Source organism: Azospirillum sp. B4 (genome assembly GCF_000333275.1).
Taxonomy (GTDB): Bacteria; Pseudomonadota; Alphaproteobacteria; order Azospirillales; family Azospirillaceae; genus Nitrospirillum.
Genome location: NZ_BACU01000461.1, coordinates 12,358 through 26,351, shown reverse-complemented (window position 1 = coordinate 26,351; position 13,994 = coordinate 12,358). Strand labels below are relative to the sequence as shown.

Below are 13,994 nucleotides of genomic sequence, written 5' to 3'. Positions count from 1 at the left end.
ACGGGTGGCATGAGCCAGTCGGACGATCAGCTGCTGAAAAGGCTGCTGGCCATGTTCGAGGTGGAGGCGGAGGAGCACCTCTCCGCCATCGCCGCCGGACTTCTGGCCCTGGAGCAGTCGCCGCCGCGCGACCGCGCGCAGGAGCTGGTGGAGACAACCTTCCGCGAAGTGCACACCCTGAAGGGTGCCGCCCGGGCGGTGAACCTGGGCGCGGTGGTGGCCGTGTGCCATGCCATGGAAAGCGTCTTCGCGGCGCTGAAGGCTGGGCGGTTGGCCCTGACGCCGGCCGGCATGGACATGCTGCACCAGGGCTATGCCCGTGTGCGCGGCCTGTTGGATGGCAGCCTGGTGGCCGGTCCCGACCAGGACGCGCTGGTGGCGGCGCTGGACGCCTATGCCGACGGCCGGGAGCCGCCGGCGACGCCCGCCCCATCCAGGCCCGCCGCCCCCATGCCAGCCGAACCCGTGGTGGAAGAGGTCCTAGCCGACGCCCCGGCGCCGGAGGCCCTCCGCGTGGGCAGCCGGCCCACCCTGCGCATCGCCACGTCCAAGGTGGACACCCTGCTGCGCCATGCGGAGGAGCTGGTGTCCGCCCGCCTGGCCGCCGGCCGCCAGGTGTCCGACCTGGGCGGCCTGGCGTCGGAGGCGGCGGAGCGCGTGCGGTCGCACGAGCGCGCCCGGCGCCGGCTGGATGAGGTGGACGACAGCCCGGCCGCCCGCCTGCTGAAACAGCAGGGCGACACCCTGCGCTGGCTGTCCGGCCGCGTCGCCCAGCTGGCCAACGCCGGCCGCCAGGATCTGCGCATCCTGGGCAAGATGCTGGACAGCCTGCTGGATGAGGCCAAGCAGGTGCTGATGGTGCCCGTCTCGGCCCTGCTGGACCCCATGGCCCCGCTGGTCCGGGACCTGGCCAGGGCCGAGGGCAAGGATGTGGAGCTGGTCATCCGGGGGGGGGACCTGGAGATCGACCGCCGCATCCAGGAGGAGATGAAGGACGCGCTGCTGCACCTGGTGCGCAATGCCATCGCCCACGGCATCGAAACGCCGGACGCGCGCGAGGCGCGGGGCAAGCCGGCGCGCGGCACCCTGGCCATCACCGTGGCCCAGACGGAGGCCGGGCGGGCGGAGATCGCCATCGCCGACGACGGTGGCGGCTTCGACGTGGCGGGCTTGCGCTCCGCCGCGGCGGAGCAGGGCCTGTTGTCGGCCGAAGCTGCGGCCGCCCTTGACGATGATGCCGCCCGCGCCCTGGCGTTCCGGTCCGGCCTGTCGACCAGCGGCCTGCTGACCGATGTGTCCGGCCGTGGCCTGGGCCTGCCCATCGTCCAGGAGAAGGTGGAGCGGCTGGGCGGCACGCTGGCGGTGGAATCCACCGTGGGCCTGGGCACCGTCTTCCGCATCCGGGTGCCGGTGACGCTGGCCAGCTTCCGGGGCGTGCTGGTGGAGGTGGAGGGCGCCTGCTTCATCCTGCCGACCAGCGGGGTGGAGCGTGTGGCGCGGGTGGCCGCCGGCGCCATCGCCACGGTGGAGAACCGCGAGACCATCGTGCTGGATGGCCGCACCCTGGGGTTGGTGCGCCTGTCCGACGTGCTGGGCCTGGCGCTCGCGCGGCCCAACCAGGCGCCGCCCAGCCATTATACGGTGGCGGTGCTGAGCCGGGGCGGCCAGGCCGTCGCCTTCATCGTCGACCGCGTGCGCGATGAGCAGGAAGTGCTGATGAAGGGCCTGGGGCCCCAGCTGGCGCGCGCGCCCTACGTCACCGGCGCCAGCGTCCTGGCAACCGGAGAGGTGGCGTTGATCCTGAACATCCCCGACCTCTTGGCCGGGGCGGCACAGGCCCCCATGTCCATCCGGACGATGGTGGCCGTTTCGCGCAAGAAGTCCATATTGATCGCGGAGGACAGCATCACCGCACGCACCTTGTTCAAAAACCTGCTCGAAGCGGCGGGCTACCAGGTGCGCACCGCCGTCGATGGCGTCGACGCCTGGACCGCCCTGACGGGGGGCGAGGTGTTCGACCTGCTGGTGTCGGATGTGGAGATGCCGCGTATGGGCGGGTTTGAGCTGACCACCAAGGTGCGGGGCAATCCCAAGCTGGCGGAGCTGCCGGTGGTGCTGATCACCTCGCTGGGATCGCGGGAGGATAAGGAACGGGGAGTGGATGTCGGTGCCAACGCCTACCTGGTCAAGGACAGTTTCGACCAGGGCAATCTCTTGCAAATCGTCAGTCATTTGGTCTGAGGGAAACGTCTAATGATCCGGGTTGTCGTCGCGGAAGACTCACCCACGCTGCGGGAATACTTGGTGTCCATCCTGTCGGCGGAGCCCGACATCGAGGTGGTGGCCATCGCCGTCGACGGGCTGCAGGCGGTGGAGGCGGTGGCGCGCCACCGCCCCGACGTGGTGACCATGGACATCCATATGCCGCGCCTGGGGGGCCTGGCCGCTACCCGCCGCATCATGGAAGAGACCCCGTGCCCCATCGTGGTGGTCAGCAGCACCATGAGCGATCACGTGGCCGCCACCTTCCGCGCGCTGGACGCCGGCGCCGTGGCTTTCGTCCACCGGCCCGTGGGGATCGGCCATCCCCGTCAGGCGATCGAGGCGGCGGAACTGGCCCAGACCGTGCGCCTGATGGCCGAGGTCAAGGTGGTCCGCCGTTGGGCCAATCCGTCCAAGCTGCCCCGGGCGGAGGCGGTGACCCGCCCCATGCCGGATGCCAGCCTGCCGGGGGGTAGCCGGCCGGCCGTCATCGCCATCGGCGCCTCCACCGGGGGGCCGGTGGCCTTGCAGGCCATCCTGGCGGGACTGCCGGCCAACTTCCCCATCCCGCTGCTGGCGGTACAGCACATCTCCCCCGGTTTCGTCGGCGGCTTCGCCGACTGGCTGGCGGGTGGCTCGGCCCTGCCGGTGCATGTCGCCAAGGCGGGCGACGTGCCGCGGCCCGGCCACTTCTATCTCGCGCCGGACAACGCCCACATGGGACTGGCCATGGATGGGACCATCCAGCTGGACCACGGCCCGCCTGAAAACAGCGCCCGCCCGGCGGTGTCGCATTTCTTCCGGTCGGTCACCAAGGTCTATGGCGCCCGCGCGGTGGGCATCCTCCTGTCCGGCATGGGGGTGGATGGTGCCGTGGAACTGCGGGAGCTGCGTGACGCGGGGGCGGTCACCTTCGCCCAGGACAAGGATAGCAGCATCGTCCATGGCATGCCTGGTGCCGCCATCGCGCTCAGCGGCGCCACCGCCGTGCTGAAGCCGGATGAGATCGCGGCCCGGCTGGTCACGCTGGCGCGAAAGGCTGAGGACAAATAGCGATGCCCCAGGGCAAGGACGCGAAAACCATCCTTGTGGTCGATGACGAGCCCCAGGTCTTGGCGGCGATGGAAGACCTGTTCGAGGATGATTTCCGCGTCCTGCTCCAGACCTCGCCGAAGGCGGCGCTGAAGGTGCTGGAGCGTGAGGCCGATCTGTCGGCCATCATTTCCGACCAGCGCATGCCCGGCCTGAACGGGCATGAGTTCCTGGGCATCGCCAGCCGCCTGTCCGATGCGCCGCGCATCCTGTTCACCGGCTACGCCGACCTGGACGCCGTGGTGGCGGCCGTGAACAAGGGCCACATCTTCGGCTATGTCACCAAACCCTGGAATCCCCGTGAGTTGCGCCAGGTGGTGAACAAGGCGGTGGCGCATTGCGAGCTGCACCGCGCCTTGCTGGAGGAGCAGCGCCTGCTGCACCACCTGATGGACAGCGTGCCCGAGGCCATCTTCTTCAAGGACCGTGGGCACCGCTTCCTGCGCGTCAACGCCAGCGCCGCACGTGAACTGGGCATCAATGACCCGACTGTCGCCCTGGGCCGAAGGGTCGGGGATTTCCTGGAGGCCGACAGGGCGGAAATGCTTGAGGCGCAGGAGCGCCGGGTGCTGGAGACCGGGCGGCCGCTGGTGGATGTGGTGGGCCGCCTGGGGGAGCGCTGGGTGTCCGCCACCGTGGCCCCGGTGAAGGACGAGCAGGGGGTGGGCACCGGCCTGGTGGGCATCGCCCGCGACGTGACGGAGCGTATGCGCCTGGAAGAGCGCATCGCCCGCCTGGCCCGCGCCCACGCCGTGTCGAGTGGTATCAATGGCCTGATCGTCCGGGTGCGTGACCAGCAGCAGCTGTTCGTCAATGCCTGCCGCATCGCCACCGGCCAGGGCCAGTTCCGCCAGGCCTGGATCGGAATGCTGGAGAAGGGACGGGTGGTGCCGGTGGCAGCCGACGGGGTCGCCCTGGACGTCCTTTCGGCGATGCCGGCCGATTTGGTCCCGGGCGGTGCGGCGCGGCCGCTGGACCACATCGTCGCGTCCGCTCTGGCCGACATGGTGCCGGTGGCGGCGGTTGAGGGGGTGGACGGCTTGACCACGCTGGCCCTGCCGCTGGTGGTGGAACGGGCGCCAGTGGGGGTCATGGCCCTGTCGGCGTTGGAGACCGACCGTTTCGACGCCCAGGAGGTGGCCCTGCTGCGTGAGATGGCGGGCAACATCTCCTTCGCCTTGGATCATTTGCACAAGGCCCGGCGCCTGGATTACCTGGCCTTTTACGACGGTCTGACCGGCCTGGCCAACCGCCGCCTGTTCGCCGACCGCCTGGCCCAGCAGATGGCGCGGGCGCGGTCCAAGCGCCGGCTGATGGCGGTCATCCTGGTGGATCTGGAACGCTTCCGCGGCATCAATGACAGCCTGGGTCTGGACATCGGGGATGAGGTGCTACGCGAAACCGCCAGCCGCCTGGCCGCTGCCGCCGCCCACGCCGACACCGTGGGGCGCATCGGCGCCGACTGCTTCGGCCTGATGGTGCCCGAGGTGAAAAGCGCGGCCGATGTGGCGCACCTGGTGCGGGAGCGTATCCTACCCTGTTTCGACACCCTGTTCGCGGCGGGCGGGGAACAACTGCGCCTGTCGGCCCGCGTGGGGGTCGCCCTGTTCCCCGACGACGCGGCGGACGGCGAAGCCCTGTTCGCCCATGCCGAGTTGGCGCTGAAGAAGGCCAAGGACACGCGGGAGCGCCTGCTGTTCTACGCCGCCGGCATGAACAAGCGCCTGGCCCAGGCGTTGCGTCGGGAAACCCACCTGCGCACGGCGCTGGAAAACCGGCAGTTCGTCCTGCACTACCAGCCCAAGATCGACCTGCGCGATGGCAGCCTCACCGGGTTGGAGGCGCTGATTCGCTGGAACGAGCCTGGCAGCGGCCTGGTCGGTCCCAACGACTTCATCCCGCTGGTTGAGGAACTGGGCCTTATCCACGACATGGGTGCCTGGGTCATGAACCAGGCGGTGACCGATTTCCAGTGCTGGCGGGCGCAGGGCCTGAACCCGCCGCGCATCGCCGTCAACGTCTCGGCATCCCAACTGGGGCGGGAGGATTTCGTGGAATCCATGGCGGCGCGGCTGGACCAGGACGAGGCGGCGCGCGCCTGCCTGGACGTGGAGATCACGGAAAGCGTGCTGATGCGCGACATCCAGGCCTGCATCCCCAAGATCGCCGCCCTGCGCAAGATGGGGCTGCGGGTCTATATCGACGATTTCGGCACGGGCTATTCCTCGCTGGCCTACATCGCCCGCCTGCCCTTGACGGCGCTGAAGATCGACCGGGCCTTCGTCGCCAGCATCGACAACAGCTCCGAGGACACCACCATCGTCTCCACCATCATCCAACTGGCCCACAGCCTGGGCCTGAAAGTGGTGGCGGAGGGGGTGGAGACGGCGGAACAGGCCAAGCTGCTGCGCCTGTTGCGCTGCGACGAGGCGCAAGGCTATCTGATCAGCCGCCCGGTGCCGGCCATGGATATCGAAGTCATGCTGGCCAATTCGCCGAAGGGTTAATTCGAATTCCTACTGGCGGCCCGCCATCCTGGACATCGACTTGGCGGGCGTCAGCGGTCTGTCGATACGCTTCAGCCACGCCCGGTTGCGGGTCTTGCGCGCGGCGGTGAACCTGTTGGATGAGGATCATCCCCCGTTTCCGTCGGAACGCTGACGCCCCCGCTGCTCCCGGAACGCGCCGGGGGCCGATCCCGTCCATTTGCGGAAGGCGCGGTGGAAGGCGCTGGGCTCGGCGAAGCCCAGGCGGGCGGCCAGGTCGGGGATGGGCTCCGTACCTTGCGTCAGCGCCGCCTCCGCCGCGCGGCGGCGCAGGTCGTCCTTGATGCCTTGGAAAGGGCGGCCCTCCTGCCGCAGGCCCCGGCGCAGGGTGGCGGGGGAGCAATGGAGCGTACGGGCGATGGTGTCAAAGTCCGGCCAGGCGGTCGGCGGCTGCCGGTCCAGCAACTGCGCCACCCGGCGGGCGTAGCTGTCGGGGTTGCGGTAGCGGACCAGGAAATTCTCCGGCGCGCGGGTCAGGAAGGCCACGGCCGTGCGGGCGTCCTGCGCCACCGGCAGGGCCAGCAACGCCGCGTCGAACCACAGGCGTCCAGCCTCCTGGCCGAAGCGCAGGGTGGAACTATAGAGCACGCGGTATTCCTCGGCGTAGGGCGGGGCGGCATGGGCGAAGTCGGCGGCCTCCAGGGGGATGCGCCGGCGCACCAGCCAACAGGCCAGCCCGTACAGGTAGGCCATCAGCGTCTCCTGCGCGAACGGCGCCAGGGGTTGGCCGGGCACCACCGTGCGGATGTCCAGACAGGCCAGGCGCCCCCGGCGCCGCACGCCGACCTGGATGCCGTCGAACACGCTGTTGTAGCCGCGGCAGGCCAGGTCCAGCGCGCGACCCAGGTCGCGGCCGCCCAGCGCCAGCAGGCAGATGACGGAAAAGGTGCCGACCCTCATGCGCCGCGCGTCCAGGCCGAAGAATTCGTCATCCATGACCTGGGCCAGCACGCGCAGCAGGGCACCATAGGCCGCCACCGGCACGCGGGCGCCATCGGGAAAAGCGTCCAGGCCCGCCTTGCGCCGCAGGGGGGCCGGATCCAGCCCCTTGGCCACGGCGCAGTCCAGCGCCGCCGTCACGAAATAGGGGGAGACGCTGGTCTTATCCTGCAGGATTTTTTCCACGGCCGGCTTTCCGGGTGCGATTGACAAAAACGATCACCGGATTTGATCCGCTTGGTCATTTCAGATTGGATCGATCATGTCTAGTGTGGTTGCAACTGGCAAGCCGGCCCAGAATTCCGGCGTGAAACTCCGGAGGAAACGCCCCTATGCTGATCACCGAAGAACAGGCCATGGTGCGGGACATGGCCCGCGCCTTCGCCCGTGAACGGCTGGCGCCGGGCGCGGCCGAGCGGGACCGGACCAGCCGTTTTCCGGCGGAAGAACTGAAGGCCATGGGGGAACTGGGCCTGATGGGAATGCTGGTGCCCGAGGAATGGGGCGGGGCCGGCACCGATATCCTCTCCTACGTTCTGGCGATCGAGGAGATCGCGGCTGGCGACGGCGCCATCTCCACCATCATGAGCGTGCACAACTCCGTCGGCTGCGCCCCCATCCTGAAGTTCGGCACCCAGGCCCAGAAGGACCGCTACCTGCGCGCCATGGCAACCGGCCAGATGCTGGGCGCCTTCTGCCTGACGGAGCCGCAGGCCGGATCCGACGCCTCGGCCCTGAAGACGCGTGCTGTGCGTGACGGCGACCATTGGGTCATCACCGGCGCCAAGCAGTTCATCACCAATGGGCGGAACGCGGGCGTGGCCCTGGTGTTCGCCGTGACCGATCCGGCGGCGGGCAAGAAGGGCATCTCCGCCTTCCTGGTGCCGACCGACACCCCCGGCTACACCGTGGCGCGGCTGGAGCACAAGCTGGGCCAGCGCTGTTCCGACACAGCCCAGATCGTGTTCGACGGTGTGCGGGTGCCGGCCGACGCCCTGCTGGGCGAGCCGGGCCAGGGCTATCGCATCGCGCTGGCCAACCTGGAGGGGGGGCGCATCGGCATCGCGTCGCAGTCCGTGGGCATGGCGCAAGCCGCGTTTGAGGCGGCGCGGGATTACGCCCGCGAGCGCACCAGCATGGGGGCGGCCATCATCGAGCATCAGGCCGTGGCCTTCCGCCTGGCGGACATGGCCACCCGCATCGAGGCGGCGCGGCAGCTGGTGCTGCATGCTGCCGCCCTTCGCCAGGCGGGCCAGCCCTGCCTGAAAGAGGCGTCGATGGCCAAGCTGTTCGCGTCGGAGATGGCGGAACGGGTCTGTTCCGACGCCATCCAGACCTTCGGCGGCTATGGCTACGTCGATGATTTCCCGGTGGAGCGCATCTATCGCGATGTGCGCGTCTGCCAGATTTACGAGGGCACCAGCGATATCCAGAAGCTGGTGATTTCCCGCAACCTGTAAGGACTGAAGCGAATGAAGGTGCTGGTCGCGGTCAAGCGGGTCGTTGACTACAACGTGAAGGTTCGCGTGAAGGCGGACGGCACGGGTGTGGAGACGGCCAACGTCAAGATGTCGATGAACCCGTTCGACGAGATCGCGGTTGAGGAGGCTGTGCGCCTGAAAGAGGCGGGCAAGGCCACCGAGATCGTGGTGGTGAGCGTGGGGCCGACCCAGGCGCAAGAGACGCTGCGTACCGCCCTGGCGATGGGTGCCGATCGCGCCATCCTGGTGCAGAGTGACGCGGAGACGCAGCCGCTGGGTGTCGCCAAGGCGCTGAAGGCGCTGGCGGAGAAGGAACAGCCCGGCCTGGTCATCCTGGGCAAGCAGGCGATCGACGACGACGCCAACCAGACTGGCCAGATGCTGGCGGCCCTGCTGGGCTGGGCCCAGGGCACCTTCGCCAGCAAGGTGGTGCCGGCGGAGGGTACCGTTGCCGTGACGCGTGAGATCGACGGCGGCCTGGAGACGGTGGAGCTGAAGCTGCCGGCGGTGGTGACCACCGACCTGCGCCTGAACGAGCCGCGCTACGCCTCGCTGCCCAACATCATGAAGGCCAAGAAGAAGCCGCTGGAGACGGTGGACGCCGCCAGCCTGGGCGTGGACCTGGCGCCGCGGCTGAAGACGCTGAAGGTGGCGGAGCCGGCCAAGCGGGCCGGGGGTGTGAAGGTGGGCTCCGTCCAGGAGCTGGTGGTCAAGCTGAAGACCGAAGCGCGGGTGATCTGACCATGACGACTCTTGTTATCGCTGAGCCTTCTGCGGAAGGTGTGAAGGTCCCGACGCTGACCACCCTGGGTGCCGCATCCAAGCTGGGTGGCGACGTGCATGTGCTGGTGCTGGGCCAGGGCGTGGGTGCCGTGGCTGACGCCACCGCCCAGGTCGCGGGCGTGGCCAAGGTGCTGACGGCCGATGCCGCCGAGCTGGCGCATGGCCTGGCGGAAAACGTGGCCCCGCTGGTGGTGGGCCTGGTGAAGGCCGGCGGCTACAGCCACGTGCTGGCGCCCAGCACCACCTTCGGCAAGAACGTGGCGCCGCGCGTTGCGGCCCTGTTGGACGTGGCGCAGATCAGCGACATCACCGGGGTGGAAAGCCCCGACACCTTCACCCGGCCCATCTACGCCGGCAACGCCATCGCCACCGTGCAGTCGTCGGACCCGGTGAAGGTGGCGACGGTGCGCGGCACGGCGTTCGAGGCGGTGGCGGCCACGGGCGGCAGCGCCTCGGTCGAGGCCGCGTCCGGCGCCACCGATTCCGGCCTGTCCAAGTTCGTGAGCCAGGAGGTCTCCAAGTCCGAACGGCCGGAGCTGACGTCGGCCCGGGTGATCGTCTCGGGCGGCCGGGGCATGCAGTCCGGCGACAACTTCCCCCTGCTGGAGGCGCTGGCCGACAAGCTGGGGGCCGCCGTGGGCGCGTCGCGCGCCGCGGTGGACGCCGGCTTCGTGCCCAACGACTACCAGGTCGGTCAGACGGGCAAGATCGTGGCGCCGGAACTGTACATCGCCGTCGGCATCTCGGGCGCCATCCAGCACCTGGCCGGCATGAAGGACAGCAAGGTCATCGTCGCCATCAACAAGGACGAGGAGGCGCCGATCTTCCAGATCGCCGACTACGGCCTGGTGGCCGACCTGTTCAAGGCCGTGCCGGAACTGACCGCCGAGGTCTGAGGCTGTTCAGGCTGAAGGAATAACACCGCGAACTGGCTGGGTGCTCGCAAGGGCGCCCGGCCAATTTTTATTCCGCTGCGTGATGCAGCACCTGCACCGCCGACAGGTCCACACTTTGATGAGCGAGGGCCAAGTCGTGGGTGATCTGCACGTTCAGCCAGAACTGTGCTGTGGTACCCAGCGCTTTGGCCAGGCGCAGGGCGGTATCCGCCGTGACATCTGTCTGCTCCGTCGCCACCCGCTCGATCCGCGTGCGGGGTACACCGCAGGCCTTGGCGATCTTGCCCGCCGTCAGGCCCAGGGGTTCCATGAACTCCTCCCGCAGGATTTCGCCGGGATGGATGGGGCGCATGGCGACGAGGGCATCGGTGGTCACGGGGCCACTCCGTTCAATGGTAATCGACGATCTCAACATCGTAGGCATCACAGCCTTCCCAGCGGAAGCACACGCGCCACTGGTCGTTGATCCGGATGGAATGCTGGCCTTCACGATCTCCAGACAGTTTTCCCAAGCGATTGCCGGGGGGAACGCGCAGATCCTCCACACTGGCCGCGGCATGGATGATCGCCAGCTTCCGCTGCGCCGTGCGCACCAAGTCGGCCGGAAAGCCTTTGGTCAAGGTACCGGCGAGCATTTCCTGACTAACCTTGCCTTTGGTGCTTTTGATCATCGCCGCTGCTTGTATGCCAGCATTCACTGTGTATCACGATGCGATACGCGAAACAAGGGTCGAGCGTATCCCCCTATGATACAGTATGCCCCGCCGCGCTCAGCAGGGACAACGCGCGGTCCCGGTTCTCCGCCTTCACCATCAAATGGTCGGTGTTGAAGGTGGAGGTGACGAAGACGCCGATGCCATCCTCCGATAGGGGGCGGATGACCGACAGCAGGATGCCCGCCTGGTCGAAGGCGAAGGGGCCGATGAACTTCAGGCAGACCCAGTCGCGGTCAGCCTTCACGTCCTGCGGCACCCGCTCTTCCCGGCAGACCAGCGTCAGTTCCTCATCATCCCGGGCCAGTGCGGTGAAGCCGTCGCCCTCCCACCAGGTGGGCAAAGGGGTGGCGGGCGGGAACTGGACGATGGCGTAGCGGCCGTCCAGGTGCCGCAAGGTAATGCCCATGGGGTGCTTTCCGTACAATGACGCGGTGGCGCCGATGACGGCGCCACCTTACCGGAAAGCTTCCCACCGCACAGGATTGGGATGGCGGCGGCTGGACCTGGCCGCCGCGATCTCCGGGCCTCATTCTACCGTGTCCACCGGAACCGCGGTCACCACCACCGGCGCCTCGGCCAGCAGGTCGCCCACCGCCGCGCGGAAGGCGGTGTAGTGGGGGCTGGCGCGGTGGGCCTCGATGGCCGCCTCATCGGCGTAGATCTCGAACACGTGGAAGCGGACCGGCGTGTCCGTGCCCCGGAACAGGTCGTAGCGGCGGTTGCCCGCTTCCGCCCGGGAGTGGCCGGTCAACTCGCGCATCAGGGCCTCCACCTTGTCCACGGCCTCAGGCTTGGGCGTGACGGTGGCGATCAGGGAAATGCTCATGGCATAGGTCCTTTCAGCTTTTTGGGGTCAGGCTTCGACAGCGTAGCGCTGCAGCCAGTGGGCGTAGGGGGCGGGCAGGACCCAGGACGGGCGCTCCTCACCCAGCTTCAAGGCCGCGGCGTAGGGCCAGTGCGGGTTGGCCAGGTGGTTGCGGCCGACCAGCACCTGGTCCAGCTGCCCTTCCCGCACCACACGGTCGGCGACTTCGGGGTTGGCGAAACCCCAGGCGGAGGAGACGGGGATGCCGGCCTCCTGGCGCACGCGGGCGGCGACGGGGGCCAGGAAGGCGGGGCCCCACGGCACATTGCCCTTGGGTGTGGAGAAGCCGACGCTGACGCTCAGCAGATCCAGCCCCTCCTGGCGGAAGCGGCGGGTCAGGGCGATGGACTCCGCCAGCGTCTCCTCATCCCGGCCGTCATATTCGATGACGCCGAAGCGGGCGGTCAGGGGCAGGTGCTCCGGCCATACCTTGCGCACGGCGGCCAGGGTCTCCACCAGGAAGCGGCCCCGGTTCTCGGCATTGCCGCCGTACTGGTCGGTGCGTTGGTTGGCGTCACGGTTGAAGAAGCTCTGCGCCAGATAGCCATGGGCGAAGTGCAGTTCCAGCCACTCGAAGCCGGCGTCCAGCGCCCGCTTGGCGGCGGCCACGAAGTCCTCTTTCACCCGGGCGATGTCGTCCAGGGTCATGGCCCGGGGCACCTTGGGCAGGTTGGCGCCGAAGGCCACGGCTGACGGGGCGATGGTGTCCCAGCCGCGGGGATCGCCGTCGGCGATGTGGTCGTCACCGTCCCACGGGCGGTTGGCGCTGGCCTTGCGGCCCGCATGGGCGATCTGGATGCCGGGCACGGAGCCGGCGGCCTTGATGGCGCGGACGATGGGCACGAAGGCCTGGGCCTGGGCGTCGTTCCACAGGCCGGTGCAGGCGGGGGTGATGCGGCCTTCGGGCGCCACACCGGTGGCCTCCACGACCACTAGGCCGGCGCCACCCCGGGCCAAGCCTGCGTAATGGCTGAGATGCCAGTCATTGGGCAGGCCGTCCGTGGCGCTGTACTGGCACATCGGCGGCACGGCGATGCGGTTGCGTAAGGTCACGTCCTTGATCTTCAGGGGATCGAACAAGGTGGGCATGAAAAAACTCCGGATGAAACGGGAAAGGATTGATCTGTGAATAGACCGGTCGTCTAGCGATTGGACGCCGGAACCTTCGGCTCGATGGGCATGGAGGAAGGGGTCAGTGGGGTGTGTCGAGGTGCAGCATCATCCGGGTGGCGCGCATGGCGGCCTCCAGCGGGGCGGCGCTGCGGGAAATCTTGGCCATCAGGCTGGCGCCCAGCCAGGTCTGGTACAGGGTCTCGGCCGTGGGGCAGGCGGCCCCGGCGACGGTCAGGGAGCCATCGGCGGCGCCGTCCTCCAGCGCCTGGCCCAGGCGCGTGATAATGGCCTTCGTGCCCCGGTCCAGCACGGCGCGCATGGCCTCCGACAGGTCGGCGACCTCGGCGCCCAGCTTCACCGCCAGGCATTTGCCCTCGGCATCGCAATCGCCCTGGGTGTCGATCCAGTTCTGCCAATAGGCCAGCAGCCGCTCCACCACCGGCCGGCCCGGGGCTGACAGCTGCCGGTCCAGGTCTGCCAGGTAGGTTTCGAAATAGCTTTCCAGCAGCGCCGTGCCGAAGGCGTCCTTGGAGTCGAAGTAGTGGTAGAACGACCCCTTGGGCACATTGGCCGCGCCTAAGATCTCGTTCAACCCGACCGCGGCGAACCCCTTGCCACCGATGATGCGCTGGGCGGTGTCCAGGATGTGCTGGCGCACGTCGATGCTGTGGGGTTTGGCGATCATGGGCCGTACATAAGCACGATTAGACCAGTCGTCTAGTGACCGCCATCACCCGGTGGAGACTTTTATCGTCCCGTCGTCTCTTGCCCAGTCTCCGCAGGGGGATGCAGCCACTGGGCCGTGCCCGCCACCTCATCGATCTTGGCCTCCAGATCCCTCACCGCCTTGGGCATGCCGGCGCGCATGCCGCCGTAATCGATGACCGTCTTGGTTCTGCCGTCGATGGAAACCGTGACGATGTTGGTGGGAAGGTCCGAGACGGGTGCCGCATACCGATCCGCCAGGTGGTAGAAGTCCATGGCGCGCACCATGGCCAGCAGCGTGTCTATGCCCTGCTGATCCGCGCGGCCGGTCTGCCGTCCAAGGGTCGCGGTACCGCCACCCATGGCACTGGGGGCACCGTCATAGGTGACCATCCCATCCCCCTGGATTTCGATCGTGTAAACGGGACAGGTGCCGTAGCAAGCGCCGCGCTTCAACGCGATGGTGGTGGCCGTCGCGTCGCTTTTTCCAGGCGCGCAACCGGCCAGGACGATGCCCATCGCCGTCCAGACGACCATACCGCCAAGCCAAGCCGGCACCTTCATCCTATTCCCCCACAGCATCGCAGTCACGGGGC

At 68.4% G+C, this 13,994-nt stretch carries 14 protein-coding genes; 6 read left to right on the top strand and 8 right to left on the bottom strand.

The window, feature by feature from the left end:
* Positions 1-9: 9 nt before the first annotated feature.
* From I55_RS20160 to I55_RS20150, 3 genes are read left to right on the top strand one after another with little or no spacing between them, the layout of a single operon-like run.
* Positions 10-2,241 carry a hybrid sensor histidine kinase/response regulator gene (locus I55_RS20160; RefSeq protein ID WP_044562374.1) on the top strand — a complete coding sequence of 744 codons (2,232 nt, stop codon included), beginning with the start codon at positions 10-12 and terminating at the stop codon, positions 2,239-2,241.
* A gap of 12 nt (positions 2,242-2,253) precedes the next feature.
* Entirely contained in the window at positions 2,254-3,315 is a 1,062-nt protein-coding gene (gene cheB / locus I55_RS20155) for a chemotaxis-specific protein-glutamate methyltransferase CheB (RefSeq protein WP_044562373.1), read from the top strand.
* Positions 3,316-3,317: 2 nt separating this feature from the next.
* Positions 3,318-5,861 carry an EAL domain-containing protein gene (locus I55_RS20150; protein WP_049974324.1) on the top strand — a complete coding sequence of 848 codons (2,544 nt, stop codon included), beginning with the start codon at positions 3,318-3,320 and terminating at the stop codon, positions 5,859-5,861.
* Between the two features lie 126 nt (positions 5,862-5,987).
* Here I55_RS20150 and I55_RS20145 read toward each other — a convergent pair whose 3' ends face one another.
* The gene (locus tag I55_RS20145) at positions 5,988-7,025 is read right to left on the bottom strand and encodes an AraC family transcriptional regulator (RefSeq protein ID WP_049974323.1); all 1,038 of its coding nucleotides are present in this window, start codon (positions 7,023-7,025) and stop codon (positions 5,988-5,990) included.
* 146 nt (positions 7,026-7,171) lie between these two features.
* Here I55_RS20145 and I55_RS20140 point away from each other — a divergent pair, with 146 nt between their 5' ends.
* Genes I55_RS20140 through I55_RS20130 form a run of 3 tightly spaced genes read left to right on the top strand, consistent with a single transcriptional unit; the run spans position 7,172 to position 9,999 of the window.
* Positions 7,172-8,299, top strand: a complete 1,128-nt coding sequence (locus I55_RS20140; protein WP_044562372.1) for an acyl-CoA dehydrogenase — start codon at positions 7,172-7,174, stop codon at positions 8,297-8,299.
* A gap of 12 nt (positions 8,300-8,311) precedes the next feature.
* On the top strand, positions 8,312-9,061 hold the full coding sequence (locus I55_RS20135) for an electron transfer flavoprotein subunit beta/FixA family protein (protein ID WP_044562371.1): 750 nt from the start codon (positions 8,312-8,314) through the stop codon (positions 9,059-9,061).
* Positions 9,062-9,063: 2 nt separating this feature from the next.
* The gene (locus I55_RS20130) at positions 9,064-9,999 is read left to right on the top strand and encodes an electron transfer flavoprotein subunit alpha/FixB family protein (RefSeq protein WP_044562370.1); all 936 of its coding nucleotides are present in this window, start codon (positions 9,064-9,066) and stop codon (positions 9,997-9,999) included.
* 67 nt (positions 10,000-10,066) lie between these two features.
* Here I55_RS20130 and I55_RS20125 read toward each other — a convergent pair whose 3' ends face one another.
* The 7 genes from I55_RS20125 to I55_RS20095 form a co-directional block, all read right to left on the bottom strand.
* Positions 10,067-10,375: a HigA family addiction module antitoxin gene (locus tag I55_RS20125; protein ID WP_252181229.1), complete on the bottom strand. Its 309-nt coding sequence runs from the start codon at positions 10,373-10,375 to the stop codon at positions 10,067-10,069.
* A gap of 13 nt (positions 10,376-10,388) precedes the next feature.
* A complete protein-coding gene (locus I55_RS20120) occupies positions 10,389-10,670 on the bottom strand; it encodes a type II toxin-antitoxin system RelE/ParE family toxin (RefSeq protein WP_044562369.1) in 282 nt (93 codons plus the stop codon).
* Between the two features lie 73 nt (positions 10,671-10,743).
* Positions 10,744-11,121: an ACT domain-containing protein gene (locus I55_RS20115; protein ID WP_044562368.1), complete on the bottom strand. Its 378-nt coding sequence runs from the start codon at positions 11,119-11,121 to the stop codon at positions 10,744-10,746.
* A gap of 120 nt (positions 11,122-11,241) precedes the next feature.
* Positions 11,242-11,541 (bottom strand): putative quinol monooxygenase, encoded by a 300-nt coding sequence (locus I55_RS20110; protein ID WP_044562367.1) that lies wholly within the window; start codon positions 11,539-11,541, stop codon positions 11,242-11,244.
* A 27-nt stretch (positions 11,542-11,568) separates the two neighbouring features.
* Positions 11,569-12,669, bottom strand: coding sequence for an NADH:flavin oxidoreductase/NADH oxidase (locus I55_RS20105; RefSeq protein WP_044562366.1), 1,101 nt, complete (start codon positions 12,667-12,669; stop codon positions 11,569-11,571).
* A 103-nt stretch (positions 12,670-12,772) separates the two neighbouring features.
* Positions 12,773-13,378, bottom strand: a complete 606-nt coding sequence (locus tag I55_RS20100; RefSeq protein WP_044562365.1) for a TetR/AcrR family transcriptional regulator — start codon at positions 13,376-13,378, stop codon at positions 12,773-12,775.
* A 62-nt stretch (positions 13,379-13,440) separates the two neighbouring features.
* A complete protein-coding gene (locus tag I55_RS20095) occupies positions 13,441-13,956 on the bottom strand; it encodes a DUF6438 domain-containing protein (protein WP_159107245.1) in 516 nt (171 codons plus the stop codon).
* Positions 13,957-13,994 lie beyond the last annotated feature (38 nt).

Excerpts from the sequence above, each read along its gene's own strand:
- I55_RS20160 (WP_044562374.1), top strand. The coding sequence starts at position 10 with ATGAGCCAGTCGGACGATCAGCTGCTGAAAAGGCTGCTGGCCATGTTC.
- cheB (WP_044562373.1), top strand. The coding sequence starts at position 2,254 with ATGATCCGGGTTGTCGTCGCGGAAGACTCACCCACGCTGCGGGAATAC.
- I55_RS20150 (WP_049974324.1), top strand. The coding sequence starts at position 3,318 with ATGCCCCAGGGCAAGGACGCGAAAACCATCCTTGTGGTCGATGACGAG.
- I55_RS20140 (WP_044562372.1), top strand. The coding sequence starts at position 7,172 with ATGCTGATCACCGAAGAACAGGCCATGGTGCGGGACATGGCCCGCGCC.
- I55_RS20135 (WP_044562371.1), top strand. The coding sequence starts at position 8,312 with ATGAAGGTGCTGGTCGCGGTCAAGCGGGTCGTTGACTACAACGTGAAG.
- I55_RS20130 (WP_044562370.1), top strand. The coding sequence starts at position 9,064 with ATGACGACTCTTGTTATCGCTGAGCCTTCTGCGGAAGGTGTGAAGGTC.
- I55_RS20120 (WP_044562369.1), bottom strand. The coding sequence starts at position 10,670 with ATGATCAAAAGCACCAAAGGCAAGGTTAGTCAGGAAATGCTCGCCGGT.
- I55_RS20115 (WP_044562368.1), bottom strand. The coding sequence starts at position 11,121 with ATGGGCATTACCTTGCGGCACCTGGACGGCCGCTACGCCATCGTCCAG.
- I55_RS20110 (WP_044562367.1), bottom strand. The coding sequence starts at position 11,541 with ATGAGCATTTCCCTGATCGCCACCGTCACGCCCAAGCCTGAGGCCGTG.
- I55_RS20105 (WP_044562366.1), bottom strand. The coding sequence starts at position 12,669 with ATGCCCACCTTGTTCGATCCCCTGAAGATCAAGGACGTGACCTTACGC.
- I55_RS20100 (WP_044562365.1), bottom strand. The coding sequence starts at position 13,378 with ATGATCGCCAAACCCCACAGCATCGACGTGCGCCAGCACATCCTGGAC.